The following is a 16,257-nucleotide window of genomic DNA, read 5'->3' as shown; positions in this document are numbered from 1 at the left end:
GAACGAGGCTCCTCTATACGCGACATGGCCGAAACTTCCGCCCAAACACCTGCCGCGACGGCGCCTGTCGTCATCCTCAACGCGCCACAGCTCGCAGAGAACATCGGCGCGGTCGCCCGCGTGATGGCGAACTTCGGCCTGTCCGAGCTGCGCCTCGTCAATCCGCGGGACGGCTGGCCGCAGGAGCGGGCCTGGGCCTCGGCCTCGGGCGCCGACTGGCCGCTGAACGCGGCGAAGGTGTTCCAGAGCGTCTCGGAGGCCATCGCCGACCTGCGCCTGGTCTACGCCACCACCGCCCGGCCCCGGGAGCTGCAGCTGCCGATCCTGACGCCGAGGCGGGCGGCGGCGGATCTGCGGCAGGCGACGGCGGACGGCCTGCGCACCGGCCTCCTCTTCGGCGGCGAGCGGGCGGGGCTGGAGACCGCCGACGTCGCCCTCTGCCAGGCGGTCGTGACCATCCCTATCGATCCGAGGTTCCGCTCGCTCAACCTGGCCCAGGCCGTGGCCATCAACGGCTACGAGTGGTGGACCTTCGCCCTCGACGCCCCGCCGCCGGCCTTCCGCGACGGCGCGCCGCCGGCCGATTCGGCGACGCTGCTGGGCTTCTACGAGCACCTGGAGCGGGAGCTGGACGCCGCCGGCTTCTTCCACCCGCCGGAGAAGACTCCGTCGATGGTGCAGAACCTGCGCTCGGCGCTGGGCCGCGCCCGCTTCACCGACCAGGAGGTGCGCACCTTCCGCGGCGTGGTGACGGCGCTCTCCCGCGGCCGCGGCAAGGTGCTGGAGAAGCTGGCGAAGAAGAAGGCCGGAGAGGAGGCCGCCAAATGAGCCTCAAGGCGCTGCTGGACGGCCTGGAGATCCCGATCCTCCAGGCCCCGATGCTGGGGGCGTCCGGCGCCGCCCTGGCCCTGGCCGTCGGCCGGGCCGGCGGCATGGGCTCGCTGGCCGCAGGCGCCCTGGCGCCCGACGAGATCGGCCCGGCCGTGGCGGCGCATCGGGCGGCGTCCGACGCGCCCTTCGCGGTCAACCTGCTGATGGCTCCCAAGGCCTCGCCGGACGCCGCGACCGTCGACGCCGCGCTGGAGCGGCTGGCGCCCTGGTACGCCGAGCTCGGCGAGCCGCCGCCGGCCGCGCCGAACGCCTTTGCTCCGGACTTCGCCGCGCAGCTGGCCGCGTTGACCGTCGCCGCTCCGCCGATCGCCTCCTTCACCTTCGATGTCCTGACCCGAGAGCAGGTGGACGCCCTGCATCGCGCGGGAACCTATGTGCTGGGGACGGCCAATACGGTGGCCGAAGCGCGCGCCTGGGCCGAGGTCGGGGCGGACGGGATCTGCGCCCAGGGCTCGGAGGCCGGGGGGCATCGCGGCTACTTCCTGGAAGACGTCGACGACAGCCTGGTCGGGACGATGGCGCTGGTCGCCGGGGTCCGCGCCGCCGTCGACCTGCCGGTGATCGCCGCCGGCGGGATCATGGACGGGCGAGGCGTGGCCGCGGCCCTGGCGCTGGGCGCCAGCGCAGCCCAGATGGGCACCGCCTTCCTGCTCGCCGACGAAGCCCTGACCACCCCGGTCTGGCGCGACGCCATCGCGGCCGCCCCCGACGATCCGACACGGCTGACCCGGGCCTTCACCGGCCGCTACGCGCGCGGGCTCGAGAACCGCTTCATGCGCGAGATGCGCCCGGTCGAGCGCCAGGTCCCGGCCTATCCGGTGCAGAACGGCCTGACCCAGCGCCTGCGCGCCGCGGCGACCGCGGCCGGAAATCCGCAGATGACGTCGCTGTGGGCCGGGCAGGGCGTGCGGCTGGCGACGCCCGGACCCGCCGAGGCCATGGTCCGGCGTTGGTGGGACGAAGCCCGCGCGGCGGCCCAGGCCCTGGTCCGCCGGACCGGGAATTGACCGCGCGGCCTTGCGGCCGGCCGCGCAGTCGGCGATCTATCGGCGGCGGGGGCAGGAGAGATTGATGGCGTTTTCGACACGAAGCTTGGCGACGGGCGCAGCCCTGCTGATGGTGCTGGGCCTGGGGCCACAGATCCTGGCGCCGCCGCGGTCGATCGCCGAGCGCGGCGTGCGGCTGGCGCTGATCCGGCTGAACGGCCTCCTGAGCCGGCGCGACCTCTCCATTGTCGACGAGTTCGTCCACGCCGCCGACACCCTGCTGATCGGCGCAAATCCGGGCGAGCGGGCGCGGGGCCTGGCCGAGATCGAGGCCTATTACGAGCAGCTGTTCGCGCAAGCTGAAGCCTTCTCCTTCGCCTGGCGCGAGGTGGACGTGGCGGTGCGCGGCGACGTCGCCTGGATCCACGCCGAGGGCCAGCTGATCTGCAAGACCGATTCCGGCGAGGAACGCCGGCCCTACCGGCTGGCCGGCGTGCTGGAGCCGCACGGAGGCGACTGGAAGTGGCGGCTGTTCCAGGGTTCGCAGACCACCGAGACGGCCTCTTAGCCCTCTTCCCACCCGTGGGGGAGGGCTATGCCCCCAAGGTTGACTCCCGGCGGCCTCGGAGGCATAGACGCGCCCTTCCGCCGCCGGGTTCGCCCGCGTGGTCGGGAACCTATGACGGGATGATGCGAAAGCCGCCGTTGCGATTGCGCTTCTTCTTTCGAGAAGCGCCGGCCCGCGTCGAAGTGAAGAGATAGGCATGTCCAAGCGCCATAGCGCCAAGTACAAACTCGACCGCCGGATGGGCGAAAACATCTGGGGTCGCCCGAAGTCCCCGATCAATTCCCGCGCCTACGGCCCCGGCCAGCATGGTCAGCGCCGCAAGTCGAAAGTCTCGGACTTCGGCCTGCAGCTGCGCGCCAAGCAGAAGCTGAAGGGCTACTACGGCAACCTGACTGAAAAGCAGTTCAGCCGCACCTACGAGGAAGCCGCCCGCCGCAAGGGCAACACCTCGGAAAACCTGATCGCCCTGCTCGAATCGCGCCTGGACGCCATCGTCTACCGCGCCAAGTTCGTGCCGACCCCGTTCGCCGCCCGCCAGTTCGTCAACCACGGCCACGTGCTGGTGAACGGCAAGCGCGTCAACATCCCGTCCTACCGCGTGAAGGCGGGCGACGTGGTCTCGGTGCGCGAGCGTTCGCGCAGCATGGCCCTGGTGCTCGAAGCCCTGTCCTCGGGCGAGCGCGACTGGCCCGACTACGTCACCGTCGACGTCAAGGCGATGAGCGCCACCTTCGTCCGCGCCCCGGAACTGGCCGAAGTGCCGTATCCGGTGAAGATGGAGCCCAACCTCGTCGTCGAATTCTACGCGTCCTAATCGACGCCGGATCTCACGAGAGATTTGCGAAGGCCCCGGAGCGATCCGGGGCCTTTTGCATTTCGGGACCTCGCCCGGCGTCGCCGCGTCGGCTAAGCCACCGCCATGCGCGCGCCTCTCCCCCTGTCTGAACCTCCGCCGCCGACCAGCCTCGCAGACCGCGCCGCGGTCGAGGCGGCGGTCGCGAAAGGCCCAGCGCGGTTCATAGGCTGGAGCCTTGCCGCGGCCGACCTGCGCGAACTCGACCTGCACGGCTGCGAGTTCGTCAAATGCCGGGCGGCCCAGGCCGACTTTTCCTCGGCGGACCTGACCGAGGCGCGATTCCAGGACTGCGACCTCAACAACAGCAAGTGGCGCGGCGCGCGGCTGCCGGCGGCGCATTTCACCGGCTGCAAGCTGACCGGCGCGCAGTTCCGGGAGGTGGCGGCGCTGGGACTGACCTTTTCACGGTCCCTGCTGAGGGACGCCCATCTGCGCCGGCTGTCGTTCCGCCGCCATCACCTCGAGGCCGTCGATTTCTCGGGCGCCGACCTCGTCGGCTGTGATTTCCGCGAGGCGGTGCTGACCGAGTGCAGCCTGCGCGACGCCAATCTCACCGACGCCCGGTTCGAAGACGCCGATCTGCGGGAGGCGGACCTGGGCGCCCTGAAGCTCGCCGACGCCGGCCGCTTCCGCGGCGCCGCCATCTCCCGGCGCCAGGCGGCCGACCTGCTCAGCGGGCTGGGTTTGAAGGTGATGTAGGCGGGGCGACGCCCCAGTGGCGCCGGGCCTGGTCGTAGAACTGCGTCTTTTCCCAGAGGACCCGGTCGCGGAAGGTCTCCTGCGCCGCCCAGTGGCGGGCGGGGTCGGCCTGGGCCGCGGCGAGACGGGAGGCCAGGGCACCGGACAGGGCGTCTTCGCGGGTGAACTTGAAGAGGTCGGGCAGGGGAAAGTCGTCGTAGCAGTCGCCCGAGGCGTGGCGATGGATGAAGACCACGCTGCCGGAGACGGCGGCTTCGCGGGGCAGCCGGTCCTTGCCGGGAAAGTGGCCGAAGTCGACGTAGATCCGCCGCGCGCGGAAGATCGCCCGCAGCTCGCCCCGCGAATATCCGCGCAAGGGGAGCGCATCGAACTGCGGATTGGCGGCGAAGAAGTCCGCGGCGAGGTCGGAGCCCTTGGCACCGTTGTAGCTGATCGCCGGCGACGGGCTGGGCGAACGGGCCGGCGCGGCGGTGAAGGCCGTGCTGGTGTAGTCGGCAAGGTCGTAGAGCTGCTCGACGCCGCGCTCGCGCAGCCAGTCGCGGGCGTAGACGCTCTGGTGAAGGTGGATCAGGTCGGCACGGCCGAGCACGCGGCGCAGCACGACGTCAGCGTCTTCGTCGTCATCGGCGCCCAGGGCGCGGAAGAAGTTGTCGATCGACAGCCACCAGACAGCGACGCCGCAGCCGACGAACCGGTGTTGCAGCCAGGCCAGCCCCTCGGGGAAGATCAGCAGGGTGTTCGCGTCGACGGGGATCTCGGCCGGGACCTGCGGGGCGTATTCGGCATAGGCCTGCAGCACGCCGGGGTGAGGCGGCTCCATGGCGATCAGCTTGCCGCCCGCCACGCGGACGGTGTTCGTCGGGCCGATGTGGACGAGGCTGCAGCGCACGCCGATGGCGTTGAGCGCATGGCTGAGCTGGTGGATGGCCTCGGGGCCGCCGGTCACGCCGGTCGGGCAGAAGATCACCACCTGCCGATAGCGCGCGAGTGACAAGGGGCCTGGGTCCTTCGGATCGAGCGTCGTCCGATCCTGGGATTACCCCAAGGCGCCTGGCGATGAACAGGCCCGCGCCCCTCGACGCTTCCCACAGGGCGTCGCTATTGGGCGACCACGCCCTGCTGTTCGAGGAAGCCCTGCAGCTCGCCGGTCTGGAACATCTCCCGGACGATGTCGCAGCCGCCGACGAACTCGCCCTTCACATAGAGCTGGGGAATGGTCGGCCAGTCGGAAAAGGCCTTGATGCCCTGGCGCAGGGGTTCGCTCTGCAGCACGTCGACGCCGACGAAGTCGACGCCCAGCTGGTCGAGGATCTGCACGACCTGCGAGGAGAAGCCGCAGCGCGGCTGGTCCGGCACGCCTTTCATGAACAGCACCACCGGATGGTCGCTCACCGCTTTGGCGATGAAGTCGTGGACGGGATCGGTGGTCGCAGCGTCGGTCATGGATCGCCCTCTCGGCGCAGTAACTAGAGGCAAGAGCTAGGGAGCAGACCCCTCAGGGTCAAGCGGGTGCGGCGCCGCGTCAGGCCGGCGCGGAGGTTTCCAGGGCCAAGGCGTGCAACTCGCCACCCATCTTGCCCTTCAGGGCGGCGTAGACGAGCTGGTGTTGCTTCACGCGCGGCACGCCTGCGAAGGCCGCCGACACTATCTTGGCGCGGTAGTGGTCATTGTCGCCGGCCAGGTCCTCGACCTGGATCTCGGCGTCCGGAAAGCCCTCGCGCAGGGCGGCTTCCAGCTCGTGGATCGGCATCGGCATAGGCGGGCTCCGTCTTCAGGCCGCTCGATAGGCGGACGCAGGCGCCGCGGCAAGCCCCCTCCACCCCTCCTCAGGCCGGCTGCGCCACCTCGTCATAGCCCCGCCCGTGGAACTGGATGAGACAGAGGCCATGGCCGAAGGGATCGGCGAGCACGACGATCCGGCCCCAGGCCGCGCTGCGGATCTCGCCCTCCGCCACCGCCCCGGCGGCGAGCGCGCGGCTTAGCGCCGCCTCGATGTCGTCCACCACCACGTCCAGATGGATCGGCGACCAGTGCCGCTGATAGCGACGCGGCTCGTCGCCGGCGCCGATCGTGCCCTCGGCCTTCTCCAGCAGGTAGATCCGCGCGGGCCAGCCGCTCAGCTCCACGCCCGCGGTTCCGAACCGGCGGGTGGGGATCAGGCCAAACGCCTCGGTGTAGAAGCGCTCGGCCCGCGCCACGTCCGGCACGTCGATGTTGACCAGCAGGTCCACCGACCTCAGTCCACGATCGCCGAGTAGACCAGGTTCTTCAGCGGCCCGCGGAAGTCGATCACCTCGGAGGGCATCAGCTGGGTCATGAAGACGACCGAGAGGTCCTCCTTCGGATCGACCCAGAAGATGGTCGAGGCCGCGCCGCCCCAATAGTAGTCGCAGCCGCCCAGGCCGCCGCTCTGAACCTGGCCCCGGGTGACCGCGAAGCCCAGGCCGAAGCCGGTTCCTGGCGCGACCCCGACCACGTCGGCGGGATGGGCGAGCTGGGCCACGTCCGCGCCGTCCGGCAGGTGGTTCATATGCATCAGCTCGACCGTGCGGGGACCGAGGATCCGCGCGCCGTCAAGCTCGCCGCCACGGCGCAGCATCTCGCAAAACCGGAGATAGTCGGCGGTGGTGCTGACCAGGCCGCCGCCGCCGGACTTGAAGCCCGGCTCGTGGGCGTAGGAGCTGGCGGCGGGATCGTCGGCCAGGCCGGAGCCGCCGCCCGGCTCCTGGCGATAGTTGGCGGCCAGGCGGTCGAGCCTTTCGGCCGGCACCAGGAAGGCCGTGTCGTTCATGCTGAGCGGCGCGAAGATCTCCTCGCGGAAGACCTCGGCCAGCGGCCGGCCGGAGATCACCTCCACCAGGGCCCCGCAGGCGTCGCTGGCCAGGGAATACATCCAGGCGCTCCCCGGCTGGTAGGCCAGGGGGAGGCGGCCGAGCTTGTCGAGGAAGGTCTCCATGCTGTCGGTCGAACCCGGGCCGAGGACGTTCGCAGCCTTGTAGAGGGCGTCGACCGGGACTTCCGCATACGGCCCGAGCTGTCCGCCGTAGGTGAGGCCGGCGGTGTGACGCAGCAGGTCGCGGATGGTGACCGGCCGCCGCGCGGGTTCGGTGACCATGTCCGCGCCCTCGCCCGAGACCCAGACCCGCTGGCCGCGCCAGGCGGGGGCGAAACGGGCGACCGGATCGTCGAGCTGAAACAGGCCGCGCTCGTAAAGCATCATCAGCGCGACCGCGGTGATCGGCTTGGTCATCGAATAGATGCGCCAGAGGGTGTCCTCGCGCACCGGCTTCCCGCGTTCGCGGTCCATTAGGCCGAAGGACCGGGCGTAGGCGATGTGGCCATGGCGGGCGATGGCGATCTGGCAGCCGGCGAGACGACCGGTGTCGATATGCTCGCGCTGGAGATGCTCGCCGATCCGCGCCAGTCGCCCGGCGTCGAGCCCGGTCCATTCCGATCGTGCGTCCACTGCGCTGTCCTCCCGACGTCGCCGGCCCCCGGCATGATGGGGGGAGAGGGCGGGAGAAGGGAAGGGGGAGCGGAGACGCCGAACGCCCCCTCAGTCCGCTTCGCGGACAGCTCCCCCGCAAGCGGTGGAGCATCTACGGCCCAGATCCTCCACCGCGCAGCGGGGGAGGTGGATCGCGTAGCGAGACGGAGGGGGCGTTTTGCGGCCTTAGTCCATATACTCCGGCATCCAGCCCTCGTGCGCCTGGCGCAGGCGGGCGAGGGGGAGGGTGAAGAGGCCGGAGGCGGACAGCGCGTCTCCGCCGGCCTTGCCGATCACTGCGGCGGGCACGCCGGCCGCCTGGGCGGCGTTCAGCACCGCCGCCGGATCGCTGACGCCCACGAGATAGCGGGCCTGGTCCTCGGCGAAGAGCTGAGCGTGCGGCGCCTCGGCGCCGAGGGTCAGTTCGACGCCGAGGTTCGAGGCCAGCGCCATCTCGGCGGCGGCGGCGACGAGGCCGCCGTCGGAAAGGTCGTGGACCACGCGCAGGACGTCGGCCTGGATCAGCTTGCGCACCAGCTCGCCGTTGCGGCGCTCGACCGCCAGGTCGACGGGCGGCGGGGCGCCGTCCTCACGGCCGAGGATCTCGCGCAGATACATCGAGGCCCCGAGCTCGCCCTTGGTCTCGCCGAGCAGGACCAGCGCATCGCCGGCCTTCAGGCTCGAGAAGTCGGCGTGTTTGGCGTAGTCGGCGATCAGGCCGACGCCGCCGACGGCCGGGGTCGGCGGAATGGCTGCGCCATTGGTCTCGTTGTAGAGGCTGACGTTGCCGCTCACGACGGGGAAGTCGAGCGCCGCACAGGCCTCGGCCATGCCGTCGGTGGCGCGAACGATCTGGCCCATGATCTCCGGCCGCTCGGGATTGCCGAAGTTCAGGTTGTCGGTGATGGCGATCGGCTCGGCGCCCACCGCGACCAGGTTGCGCCAGGCTTCGGCGACGGCCTGCTTGCCGCCTTCGTAGGGGTCGTTCTGCACGTAGCGCGGCGTGACGTCGGAGGTCACGGCCAGGGCCTTGCGGGTCCCGTGCACGCGGACGATGCCGGCGTCCGCTCCGGTGGCCGAATCCTCCAGGGTGTCGGCCATGACGTGGCGGTCGTACTGCTCCCAGAGCCAGCGCTTCGACGCCATGTCGGGGGCGCTCATCAGCTTCACCACGGCCTCGGCGTAGTCCGAGGGCGCCGCGGCGTCGGCGCCGGTGACCCGCGGCTGCAGCGCCGGCTGGACCCAGGGGCGATCGTACAGCGGAGCGTCGTCGAACAACGGCGCGAGCGGCACGTCGGCCACCACCTCGCCCTTGTGCCGCAGCACCATCCGGCCGGTGTCGGTGGTCTGGCCGATCACCGCGGCGTCCAGGCCCCATTTCGCGAAGATGCGGTGGCCGTCGGCTTCGCGGCCAGGCTTGAGGATCGCCAGCATCCGCTCCTGGCTTTCCGACAGCATCATCTCATAGGCGCTCATGCCGTCTTCACGCTGCGGCACGCAGTCCAGGTCGAGGTCGACGCCGACCCCGCCCTTGCCGGCCATCTCCACCGAGGAGGAGGTGAGGCCGGCAGCGCCCATGTCCTGGATGGCGGCCACCGCGCCGGAGGCCATCAGCTCAAGCGTCGCCTCGATCAGCAGCTTTTCGGCGAAGGGGTCGCCGACCTGCACTGTCGGGCGCTTCTCGTCGGAGGCGTCGTCGAACTCCGCAGACGCCATCGTCGCGCCGTGAATGCCGTCGCGGCCGGTCTTGGAGCCGAAATAGACCACCGGCAGGCCGGGCGCCGGCGCCGCCGAGTAGAAGATCTTGTCCGCGTCGGCCAGGCCTACGCACATGGCGTTGACCAGGATGTTGCCGTCATAGCCGGTGTGGAAGTTGGTCTCGCCGGCGACAGTCGGCACGCCCACGCAGTTGCCGTAGCCGGCGATGCCGGCGACCACGCCGGTGACCAGCCGCTTGGTCTTCGGATGGCTGGGATCGCCGAAGCGCAGGGCGTTCAGCAGCGCCACCGGCCGCGCGCCCATGGTGAAGACGTCGCGCATGATGCCGCCCACGCCGGTCGCCGCGCCCTGGTAGGGCTCGATATAGGAGGGGTGGTTGTGGCTCTCCATCTTGAAGATGCAGGCCTGGCCGTCGCCGATGTCGATGACGCCGGCGTTCTCGCCCGGGCCGCAGATCACCCGGGGGCCCTTGGTCGGGAACTTCATGAGCTGGTTTTTGCTCGACTTGTAGGAGCAGTGCTCGCTCCACATCACCGAGAAGATCCCCAGCTCCACGAGGTTCGGCTCGCGGTTCAGCCGAAGCAGGATCAGCTGGTACTCGTCAGGCGACAGGCCGAATTCGGCGGCCGATTCAGCGATGGTCTTGGAAGGCTGGGCGCTCATGCGCGCCTAATAGCGACTCTCAGGCGCGGGCGCGATAGGGTGGAACAACTCGTCGACGCCAGCCGGTCAGTGGACGTTCCGGATGGGACCAGCGGAGGCGGGGGGACAAGCTTCGCCCTTTCTTTTTGGAAGAACGCCGTCATTTTGCTTGACGGTCACACGCATAAGGCACGCTCTATCTATTCCACTACTATGGAGGGAGTGATGGCGGATCCAACCCTGGCCAAATCGCTGGTGCTGCAAGGCGGCGGGGCCCTTGGCGCCTACGAGCTAGGCGTCGCCCGGGTCCTCTACGGCCAGCGCGGCTACAGGCCGGACCTGGTCGCCGGCGTGTCCATCGGCGCGATTACTTCGGTGCTGCTGGCCAGGCCCAAATGCGGCGATCCGCTGACGGCGCTGGAGGGCTTCTGGAAGCGGGTGACGGTGGCGGCGCCCTGGCTTCCGGACAAGCTGGAGCCCTACGCCTCGCTGTGGGGCAATCCGAACTTCTTCATGCCTCGGGGCGACGTCTGGAACCTGCCCCACTGGACCCACGTCTATTCGACCGTGCCCTTGAGGCGCACCCTGGCCGAATTCGTCGACGAAGCGGCGCTGGCCGATCCCGAGGCGATGCCGCGGTTGATCATGACCGCGACAGATGTCGTCGAAGGCCAGATCGCGCCCTTCTGGAGCGGCGACGGCGGCCTGACCCTGGACCACGTGCTGGCGAGCGGCAGCCTGCCGCCCAGCTTCCCCGCCACCACCATCGACGGCAAGCACTATTGGGACGGCGGCCTCTTCGACAACACGCCTCTGGGCGAGGTGATCGCGCGGATGAAGCCGAACAAGGCGCCGCCCGCCGAGCGCGAGGTCGTCGTCGTCAACCTCTTCCCCAATGCAGGCACACTCCCGACGACCTATGCGGAAGTCAGGCAGCGGATGATGACCCTGAGCTTCGCCAACAAGACGGCGTCGGACATCCAACTGCTCATGAGCTTCAACCGTCTGGCGCTGCTGATGCGCGAGATCCGGACCAACGACGACTGGAAGGCTCTGCGCGAACTGCCCGCCTACAAGGACCTGGACCGCGGCTATCTCGAGGTGCCGAACATCGTCGACATCACCCGCACCGGGTCGCTCGACGGCGCGCCCTGGAGCGATTTCTCGCCTCATGGCATCGAGCGCCTGGCCAAGGCCGGCGAGGAGGCGGCCCTCGAGGCCCTGGCCGAGGCGGATCGAAAGAAGAAAGCGGTGGCCAAAGCGAAACCGGAGCCTGTGCCGGCTGAGTGACCCGTCGGGGCCCTTCCACCCCTATTGCATCTCCGCCACCGGCAGCTCGATCGCCGAGGCCTGGGCGCCCGAGTGGTAGATCCGCTGGGTCGCCTTCCGGTAGTCCGCCGGCCTTGCGTCGAAGATATTCGGCACGAAGGTCTGCGGATTGCGGTCGTAGAGCGGGAACCAGCTGGACTGGATCTGCACCATGATCCGGTGGCCCGGCTGGAAGACGTGGTTCGCGTTCGGCAGCTCGAACCGGTAGGCCTGGACCTTGCCGGCGGGGATCGGCTTGGGGTCCGAGAAGCTCTGCCGGTAGCGGCCACGGAAGATGTCCATCGCCACCGGGAACTGGTAGCCGCCCATCTCGAGCTGCGACGGCACGGTGTCCGGATAGACGTCGATCAGCTTCACCACCCAGTCGGAGTCCGTGCCGCTGGTGGAGGCGAAGAGCTTGACGATGGGCGCGCCGGCGATCTGCAGCGGGGTCGTCAGCGGCTCCGAAACATAGGTCAGGACATCGGTGCGGCCGTCCACATGGCGCTGGTCGCTGGTCAGCCAGTAGCGCCACTGGTCGGGGACGTCGGTGCGCACCGGGCGCGGCACATAGGGCACGGGATTGGCGGGATCGGAGACGTATTCGTCATAGGCCCGCCCGGCCGCCGGCGCGGTGAAGCCCAGCCCCTTTTTCGGCTGGAGATGGAGCGGCTTCAGGCCCGTCTGGCAGCCGCTCTCGCAGGCCGCGGGCCACTTCTGCAACCGCTGCCAGCGGTCGGTCCCGGTCTGGTAGATCAGCACCGGCGGGGTGTCGGCCTTCGGCCCGTGGGTCTTCAGCCGCTGGTCGAGGAAGGGCTTGAGATAGTCGCGGCGGAACTGGGTGGCGGTGTCGCCCGCCAGCTTGTAGGCGCCCAGCGCCCGCTGCTCGTAGTTGACGCCGGAGTGACGCCAGGCCCCGAGCGCCAGGAAGTTCATGTCGTTGGCGGCGTCCTTCGCCTCGGCGGCGGCGTAGGCGCGCGGCGCGCCGTAGATATCCTCCTGGTCGAACAGGCTGCCGATCCAGAGCGTCGGCACCTTCAGCGGCTGGGCGGCGAGGATCTTGTCGAGCGCCTGGAGCCGCCAGAAATCGTCATAGGCCGGATGTTCGTGGATCTTGCGCCAGAAGGGGATCTGGTCGAGACCGCCGGCGCGGGCGAAGTCGCCCGCCGAGCCGGCCCGCCGGAAGTTCTCGTAGTCGTCGAGGCCTTCGCGCGCGATCGGGTCGCCGCCCTTCTTGTCGCTCATCTGCTCGGCGAAGAAGTCCAGGTTCACCTGTCGGAAGGCGCCGTGGTGGAACCAGTCGTCCCCCATCCAGCCGTCGATCATCGGGCTCTGCGGCACGGCGGCCTTCAGCGCGGGATGCGGGTTGATCAGGGCGTTGACGACCGTGAAGCCCTCGTAAGAGGAGCCGATCATGCCGACGCGGCCGTTGGATTCGCGGACGTTCTTCACCAGCCAGTCGATGGTGTCGTAGGCGTCGGTGGAGTGATCGACTGCGGTCTTGTTCAGCGGCCCGATCAGGGGGCGGGTGACGACATAGTCGCCTTCCGAGCCGTGCATGCCGCGGACGTCCTGGTAGACCCGGATGTAGCCGTCGCGGACGAAGTCCTCGTCCATCTGGGAGAGCGTCGCGTCGACGTGCGGCGAGACGTTGCGCGCGGCGCGCTTCTTGGCGTCGTAGGGCGTCCGCGTCAGCAGGATCGGCGCGTCGTGCGCGCCCTTCGGCACGACGATGACGGTGTAGAGCTTCACCCCGTCGCGCATGGGAATCATTTCGACCCGTTTGACGTAGTCGTCGGCCGCGGTCGGCGCCTCGAACTTCGCCGGGATGTCCGGCGTCATCGGGTCGGTCCCGGCCGGGCCCTGGGCGAGGGCCGGGTAGGCGACGAGCAATAGCGCCGCGCAGGCGCCGGCCGCGCGCAGCAGGAGGGACGGCAGGGTCATGGTGCTCCCGGGATGTAACATGTGACGGACCTTAGCCGTCACACGTCGCCCGGCAAGCGCGATCAGGCGCTGGCGAGCGCGCTCTGGAACAGGATGGCGCCGTCGGCCGAGCCGAGTTCGGCCTCGAAGGCCCGGTCGGGGTGGGGCATCAGGCCCAGCACATTGCCCTTGGCGTTGACAATGCCGGCGATGTCGCGCGCCGAGCCGTTCGGGTTCTCGTGGTAGCGGAAGACCACCTGGCCTTCGCCCTCGATCCGGTCGAGGGTCGGCTCGTCGGCGAAGAAGTTCCCCTCGCCGTTGCCGACGGTCATGGTGACGTCGCGACGGCCGGCGTAGCCCGCGGTGAAGCGGGTCTGGGCGTTGGTCACCTCCAGCGCCACCGGCTTGCAGACGTACTTCAGCTTCTCGTTGCGCAGCAGGGCGCCCGGCAGCAGCTGGGCTTCGCAAAGGATCTGGAAGCCGTTGCAGATGCCGACGGTCGCCACGCCGCGTTCGGCCGCGGCCTTGACCTCGCGCATGATCGGCGAGAGCGAGGCCATGGCCCCGCAGCGCAGATAGTCGCCGTAGGAAAAGCCGCCCGGCAGGACGATCAGGTCGACGCCCGCCGGCAGCTCGGTGTCGCCGTGCCAGACCATGTCGACCTTGGCGCCGGTCGAGCGCTCGACGGCCACCTTGCAGTCACGGTCGCAGTTGGAGCCGGGGAAGACGACGACGGCGGCTTTCATGCGCACTCATCCAGAACGGGGTAGGCCGGCGTGGCGTCCGGCGCAGGAAACGGATTGCGGAAGGTGAAGGCGTCCGCGGTGGGGCCGAGCGCCTCGATCGTCTTCAGACGCGCGATGCCTTCAGCCGGGCTCGGCCGGTGGCCGGCCGGAACCCACCACAGGGCCATATAGGTCTCCGTCGGCGAAAACCACTCCTTGCGACGCCGCATGACATCGCGGTGGGCGGATCGGTAGACGAAGGCGGCCAGGTGATCGAGGTTTTCCCAGACCGACATGTTGGTGATGATCGCCGGATCGTCGAAGGCCTGCAGGTTGGTGGCGTCGTCGCCGTCGCCGATCAGCCGCCAGACGAACCCCGGCGAGCCTTCGGCCAGGGCGTTGATGCGGTCGAGGTTGGCCACGAACTCGGCGGTCTCCGGCGCGTCGATCGGCGCCAGCAGCCGGGCGATATTGATCTGTGCAAGCTGGTAGCTCATCTCCGTCCCGCCTTCAGGCCTGTGAGATAGGCCATCAGCTGATCATAGGCGGCGCGGTCGCCATAGGCGCAGCCGGTGTTGGTCATCGCCCCGCCCGCGGCCTGCTGCATCAGGATGGCCGGATGCGCCGGGGCGTCGGGCTCGGTGATGAAATAGGAGGCGTGGCCGTCGGCGGTCGAATAGGCCCGGTAGGGCTCGCTCGGCTCCTGCGGCGCGGGGACGAGACCCGGCTGGGCGGTGATCTTCGACCGCAGCGCCTCGAAAGGCTGGCTGCAGTCGAGGGCCACCGCCGCAGCGGGCTTGGCCTTGGGCGCGCAGGCGCCGAGGCTTAGGATTGGGAGCAGGAGGAGGGCGCAGGCCCTCCTCACGCCAGCTCCACGCGGTAGCTTTCGATCACGGTGTTGGCCAGGAGCTTCTCGCACATGGCCTTCACCTCGGCCTCGGCCGCAGCCGTGTCGCCCGCGGCCAGGTCGAACTCGATGGTCTTGCCGACGCGGACGTGCTCGACGCCGCCCCAGCCCAGACCGTGCAGCGCCTGTTCGACGGCCTTGCCCTGCACGTCGAGAACGCCGGGCTTCAGAAACACATGAACCTTCGCCTTCACTAGTGGAGGCCTCCTTGGATGACGGTGGGCATCTCTTTCATGATGCCGAGCCGGCGAGCCACCTCGGTGTAGCTCTCGATGACATTGCCCAGGTCCCGGCGGAAGCGGTCCTTGTCCAGCTTCTCGTTGGTCTGGGTGTCCCACAGCCGGCAGCTGTCGGGGCTGATCTCGTCGGCCAGGATGATGCGGGAGAAGTCATTCTCCCAGACGCGGCCGAATTCGATCTTGAAGTCGACGAGGCTGATGCCGACGGCGCCGAACATGCCGGTGAGGAAGTCGTTCACCCTGAGAGTGAGCGCCATCATGTCGTCGATCTCCTGGGTGGTGGCCCAGTTGAAGGCGGTGATGTGCTCCTCGGACACCATCGGGTCGTGGAGCTTGTCGTCCTTCAGGTAGAACTCGATGATCGAGCGCGGCAGGGCCTGGCCCTCGGGCAGGCCGAAGCGCGTCGACAGCGAGCCGGCCGCGACGTTGCGGCAGACCACTTCGAGCGGAATGATCTCCACCTCGCGGATGAGCTGCTCACGCAGGTTCAGCCGCTTGATGAAATGATTCTGGACGCCGATCGTATTCAACCGCGTCATGATGTGCTCACTGATGCGGTTGTTGATCACGCCCTTGCCTTCGAGCACGGCCTTCTTGGTCGCATCGAACGCGGTGGTGTCATCCTTGAAGTACTGGATGAGAGTGCCGGGCTCGGGACCTTCGTAGAGGATCTTGGCCTTGCCCTCGTAGATCTTCTTACGGCGGGTCATAGTCACGCCTTCTCCGGAGAGCGGGGCTTGCCGGTCGGCGAAACGAAAAAACGCGCGCGATTGGTTCCTCGCGCGCGGATCCGACTCGGCCTCTCGCTCATATATCAGGCGAGCGGAAATTAGCGGATGCTGGGCCGCTGCGCAAACTTCAGCGAGCGCCTTGGCTTTCGATTGCGGGCGGGCTGCCGCCGGGATATGTGAGCGCGGTTTCGCGCCGCTTTGGGGACCACATGACCACCTTCGACGATCGAGAACAGGGTTTCGAGAAGAAGTTCGCGCTCGATCAGGAACAGGAATTCAAGGCCTCGGTCCGTCGCAACCGTGCGCTTGCTCAATGGGCGGCCGGTCTGATGGGCCTGCAGCCTCCGCACATCGACGAATATAGCCGCGCCGTGGTCAAATCCGACTTCGAAGCGCCCGGCGACGAGGACGTTTTGCGCAAGGTCTTCGAAGACCTGAAGGGCGCCGGCGTCCAGGTCACCGAGGCCGAGGTGCGGATGAAGATGGCCGAGCTGATGGCTCAGGCCCGCGAGAGCGTCCGCTCCGGCGAATAGGGGCGGGGGCGCCGATGCGGCGCCGTTCCCAAATCCTTGTCAT

At 69.0% G+C, this 16,257-nt stretch carries 19 protein-coding genes; 7 read left to right on the top strand and 12 right to left on the bottom strand.

Features of this window, described 5'->3' with window-relative positions:
* Nucleotides 1-24: 24 nt before the first annotated feature.
* The 5 genes from ACSQ2B_RS10720 to ACSQ2B_RS10700 all read left to right on the top strand — a co-directional run bounded on the left by ACSQ2B_RS10720 (nt 25) and on the right by ACSQ2B_RS10700 (nt 4,000).
* Nucleotides 25-828: an RNA methyltransferase gene (locus tag ACSQ2B_RS10720; protein ID WP_436049746.1), complete on the top strand. Its 804-nt coding sequence runs from the start codon at nt 25-27 to the stop codon at nt 826-828.
* Nucleotides 825-1,898 (top strand): NAD(P)H-dependent flavin oxidoreductase, encoded by a 1,074-nt coding sequence (locus ACSQ2B_RS10715; RefSeq protein WP_436049745.1) that lies wholly within the window; start codon nt 825-827, stop codon nt 1,896-1,898. The genes ACSQ2B_RS10720 and ACSQ2B_RS10715 overlap by 4 nt, the downstream gene beginning before the upstream one ends.
* Nucleotides 1,899-1,962: 64 nt before the next feature.
* A complete protein-coding gene (locus tag ACSQ2B_RS10710; protein ID WP_436049744.1) occupies nt 1,963-2,445 on the top strand; it encodes a nuclear transport factor 2 family protein in 483 nt (160 codons plus the stop codon).
* A gap of 196 nt (nt 2,446-2,641) precedes the next feature.
* Nucleotides 2,642-3,259 carry a 30S ribosomal protein S4 gene (rpsD, locus tag ACSQ2B_RS10705; RefSeq protein ID WP_436049743.1) on the top strand — a complete coding sequence of 206 codons (618 nt, stop codon included), beginning with the start codon at nt 2,642-2,644 and terminating at the stop codon, nt 3,257-3,259.
* A 105-nt stretch (nt 3,260-3,364) separates the two neighbouring features.
* A complete protein-coding gene (locus tag ACSQ2B_RS10700) occupies nt 3,365-4,000 on the top strand; it encodes a pentapeptide repeat-containing protein (RefSeq protein ID WP_436049741.1) in 636 nt (211 codons plus the stop codon).
* Here the strand turns inward: ACSQ2B_RS10700 and ACSQ2B_RS10695 are convergent.
* From ACSQ2B_RS10695 to purL, 6 genes are all read right to left on the bottom strand, one after another.
* Nucleotides 3,972-4,994, bottom strand: a complete 1,023-nt coding sequence (locus ACSQ2B_RS10695) for a hypothetical protein (RefSeq protein WP_436049739.1) — start codon at nt 4,992-4,994, stop codon at nt 3,972-3,974. The genes ACSQ2B_RS10700 and ACSQ2B_RS10695 overlap by 29 nt on opposite strands.
* Nucleotides 4,995-5,098: 104 nt before the next feature.
* Nucleotides 5,099-5,443 carry a Grx4 family monothiol glutaredoxin gene (gene grxD / locus ACSQ2B_RS10690; protein WP_436049737.1) on the bottom strand — a complete coding sequence of 115 codons (345 nt, stop codon included), beginning with the start codon at nt 5,441-5,443 and terminating at the stop codon, nt 5,099-5,101.
* A 79-nt stretch (nt 5,444-5,522) separates the two neighbouring features.
* Nucleotides 5,523-5,756, bottom strand: a complete 234-nt coding sequence (locus tag ACSQ2B_RS10685) for a BolA/IbaG family iron-sulfur metabolism protein (protein WP_436049735.1) — start codon at nt 5,754-5,756, stop codon at nt 5,523-5,525.
* Between the two features lie 70 nt (nt 5,757-5,826).
* Nucleotides 5,827-6,231 carry a VOC family protein gene (locus ACSQ2B_RS10680; protein WP_436049733.1) on the bottom strand — a complete coding sequence of 135 codons (405 nt, stop codon included), beginning with the start codon at nt 6,229-6,231 and terminating at the stop codon, nt 5,827-5,829.
* Nucleotides 6,232-6,236: 5 nt separating this feature from the next.
* Nucleotides 6,237-7,466, bottom strand: coding sequence for a serine hydrolase domain-containing protein (locus tag ACSQ2B_RS10675; RefSeq protein WP_436049731.1), 1,230 nt, complete (start codon nt 7,464-7,466; stop codon nt 6,237-6,239).
* 207 nt (nt 7,467-7,673) lie between these two features.
* Nucleotides 7,674-9,869 carry a phosphoribosylformylglycinamidine synthase subunit PurL gene (gene purL, locus ACSQ2B_RS10670; RefSeq protein WP_436049730.1) on the bottom strand — a complete coding sequence of 732 codons (2,196 nt, stop codon included), beginning with the start codon at nt 9,867-9,869 and terminating at the stop codon, nt 7,674-7,676.
* Nucleotides 9,870-10,073: 204 nt separating this feature from the next.
* Between purL and ACSQ2B_RS10665 the strand changes: the two genes are divergently transcribed.
* Nucleotides 10,074-11,138, top strand: coding sequence for a patatin-like phospholipase family protein (locus ACSQ2B_RS10665; protein ID WP_436049728.1), 1,065 nt, complete (start codon nt 10,074-10,076; stop codon nt 11,136-11,138).
* 21 nt (nt 11,139-11,159) lie between these two features.
* On the opposite strand, the gene ACSQ2B_RS10660 is transcribed toward ACSQ2B_RS10665, so the two are convergent.
* The 6 genes from ACSQ2B_RS10660 to purC all read right to left on the bottom strand — a co-directional run bounded on the left by ACSQ2B_RS10660 (nt 11,160) and on the right by purC (nt 15,660).
* On the bottom strand, nt 11,160-13,100 hold the full coding sequence (locus ACSQ2B_RS10660; protein WP_436049726.1) for a CocE/NonD family hydrolase: 1,941 nt from the start codon (nt 13,098-13,100) through the stop codon (nt 11,160-11,162).
* A 62-nt stretch (nt 13,101-13,162) separates the two neighbouring features.
* Nucleotides 13,163-13,825: a phosphoribosylformylglycinamidine synthase subunit PurQ gene (purQ, locus tag ACSQ2B_RS10655; protein WP_436049724.1), complete on the bottom strand. Its 663-nt coding sequence runs from the start codon at nt 13,823-13,825 to the stop codon at nt 13,163-13,165.
* Nucleotides 13,822-14,301 carry a DUF3291 domain-containing protein gene (locus ACSQ2B_RS10650; RefSeq protein ID WP_436049722.1) on the bottom strand — a complete coding sequence of 160 codons (480 nt, stop codon included), beginning with the start codon at nt 14,299-14,301 and terminating at the stop codon, nt 13,822-13,824. The genes purQ and ACSQ2B_RS10650 overlap by 4 nt, the downstream gene beginning before the upstream one ends.
* On the bottom strand, nt 14,298-14,669 hold the full coding sequence (locus ACSQ2B_RS10645; RefSeq protein WP_436049720.1) for a hypothetical protein: 372 nt from the start codon (nt 14,667-14,669) through the stop codon (nt 14,298-14,300). The genes ACSQ2B_RS10650 and ACSQ2B_RS10645 overlap by 4 nt, the downstream gene beginning before the upstream one ends.
* Nucleotides 14,666-14,905 carry a phosphoribosylformylglycinamidine synthase subunit PurS gene (purS, locus tag ACSQ2B_RS10640; RefSeq protein WP_436049718.1) on the bottom strand — a complete coding sequence of 80 codons (240 nt, stop codon included), beginning with the start codon at nt 14,903-14,905 and terminating at the stop codon, nt 14,666-14,668. The genes ACSQ2B_RS10645 and purS overlap by 4 nt, the downstream gene beginning before the upstream one ends.
* A complete protein-coding gene (gene purC / locus ACSQ2B_RS10635; protein WP_436049716.1) occupies nt 14,905-15,660 on the bottom strand; it encodes a phosphoribosylaminoimidazolesuccinocarboxamide synthase in 756 nt (251 codons plus the stop codon). Before purC ends, purS begins: the two co-directional genes overlap by 1 nt.
* 230 nt (nt 15,661-15,890) lie before the next feature.
* Between purC and ACSQ2B_RS10630 the strand changes: the two genes are divergently transcribed.
* Complete coding sequence (locus ACSQ2B_RS10630) at nt 15,891-16,214, top strand: DUF1476 domain-containing protein (protein WP_436049714.1); 324 nt, start codon at nt 15,891-15,893, stop codon at nt 16,212-16,214.
* Nucleotides 16,215-16,257 lie beyond the last annotated feature (43 nt).

This window comes from Phenylobacterium sp. LjRoot225, assembly GCF_964252855.1.
Taxonomy (GTDB): Bacteria; Pseudomonadota; Alphaproteobacteria; order Caulobacterales; family Caulobacteraceae; genus Phenylobacterium.
Note: the sequence above shows the minus strand (reverse complement) of the source record. Positions and strands in the feature narration are given on the sequence as shown.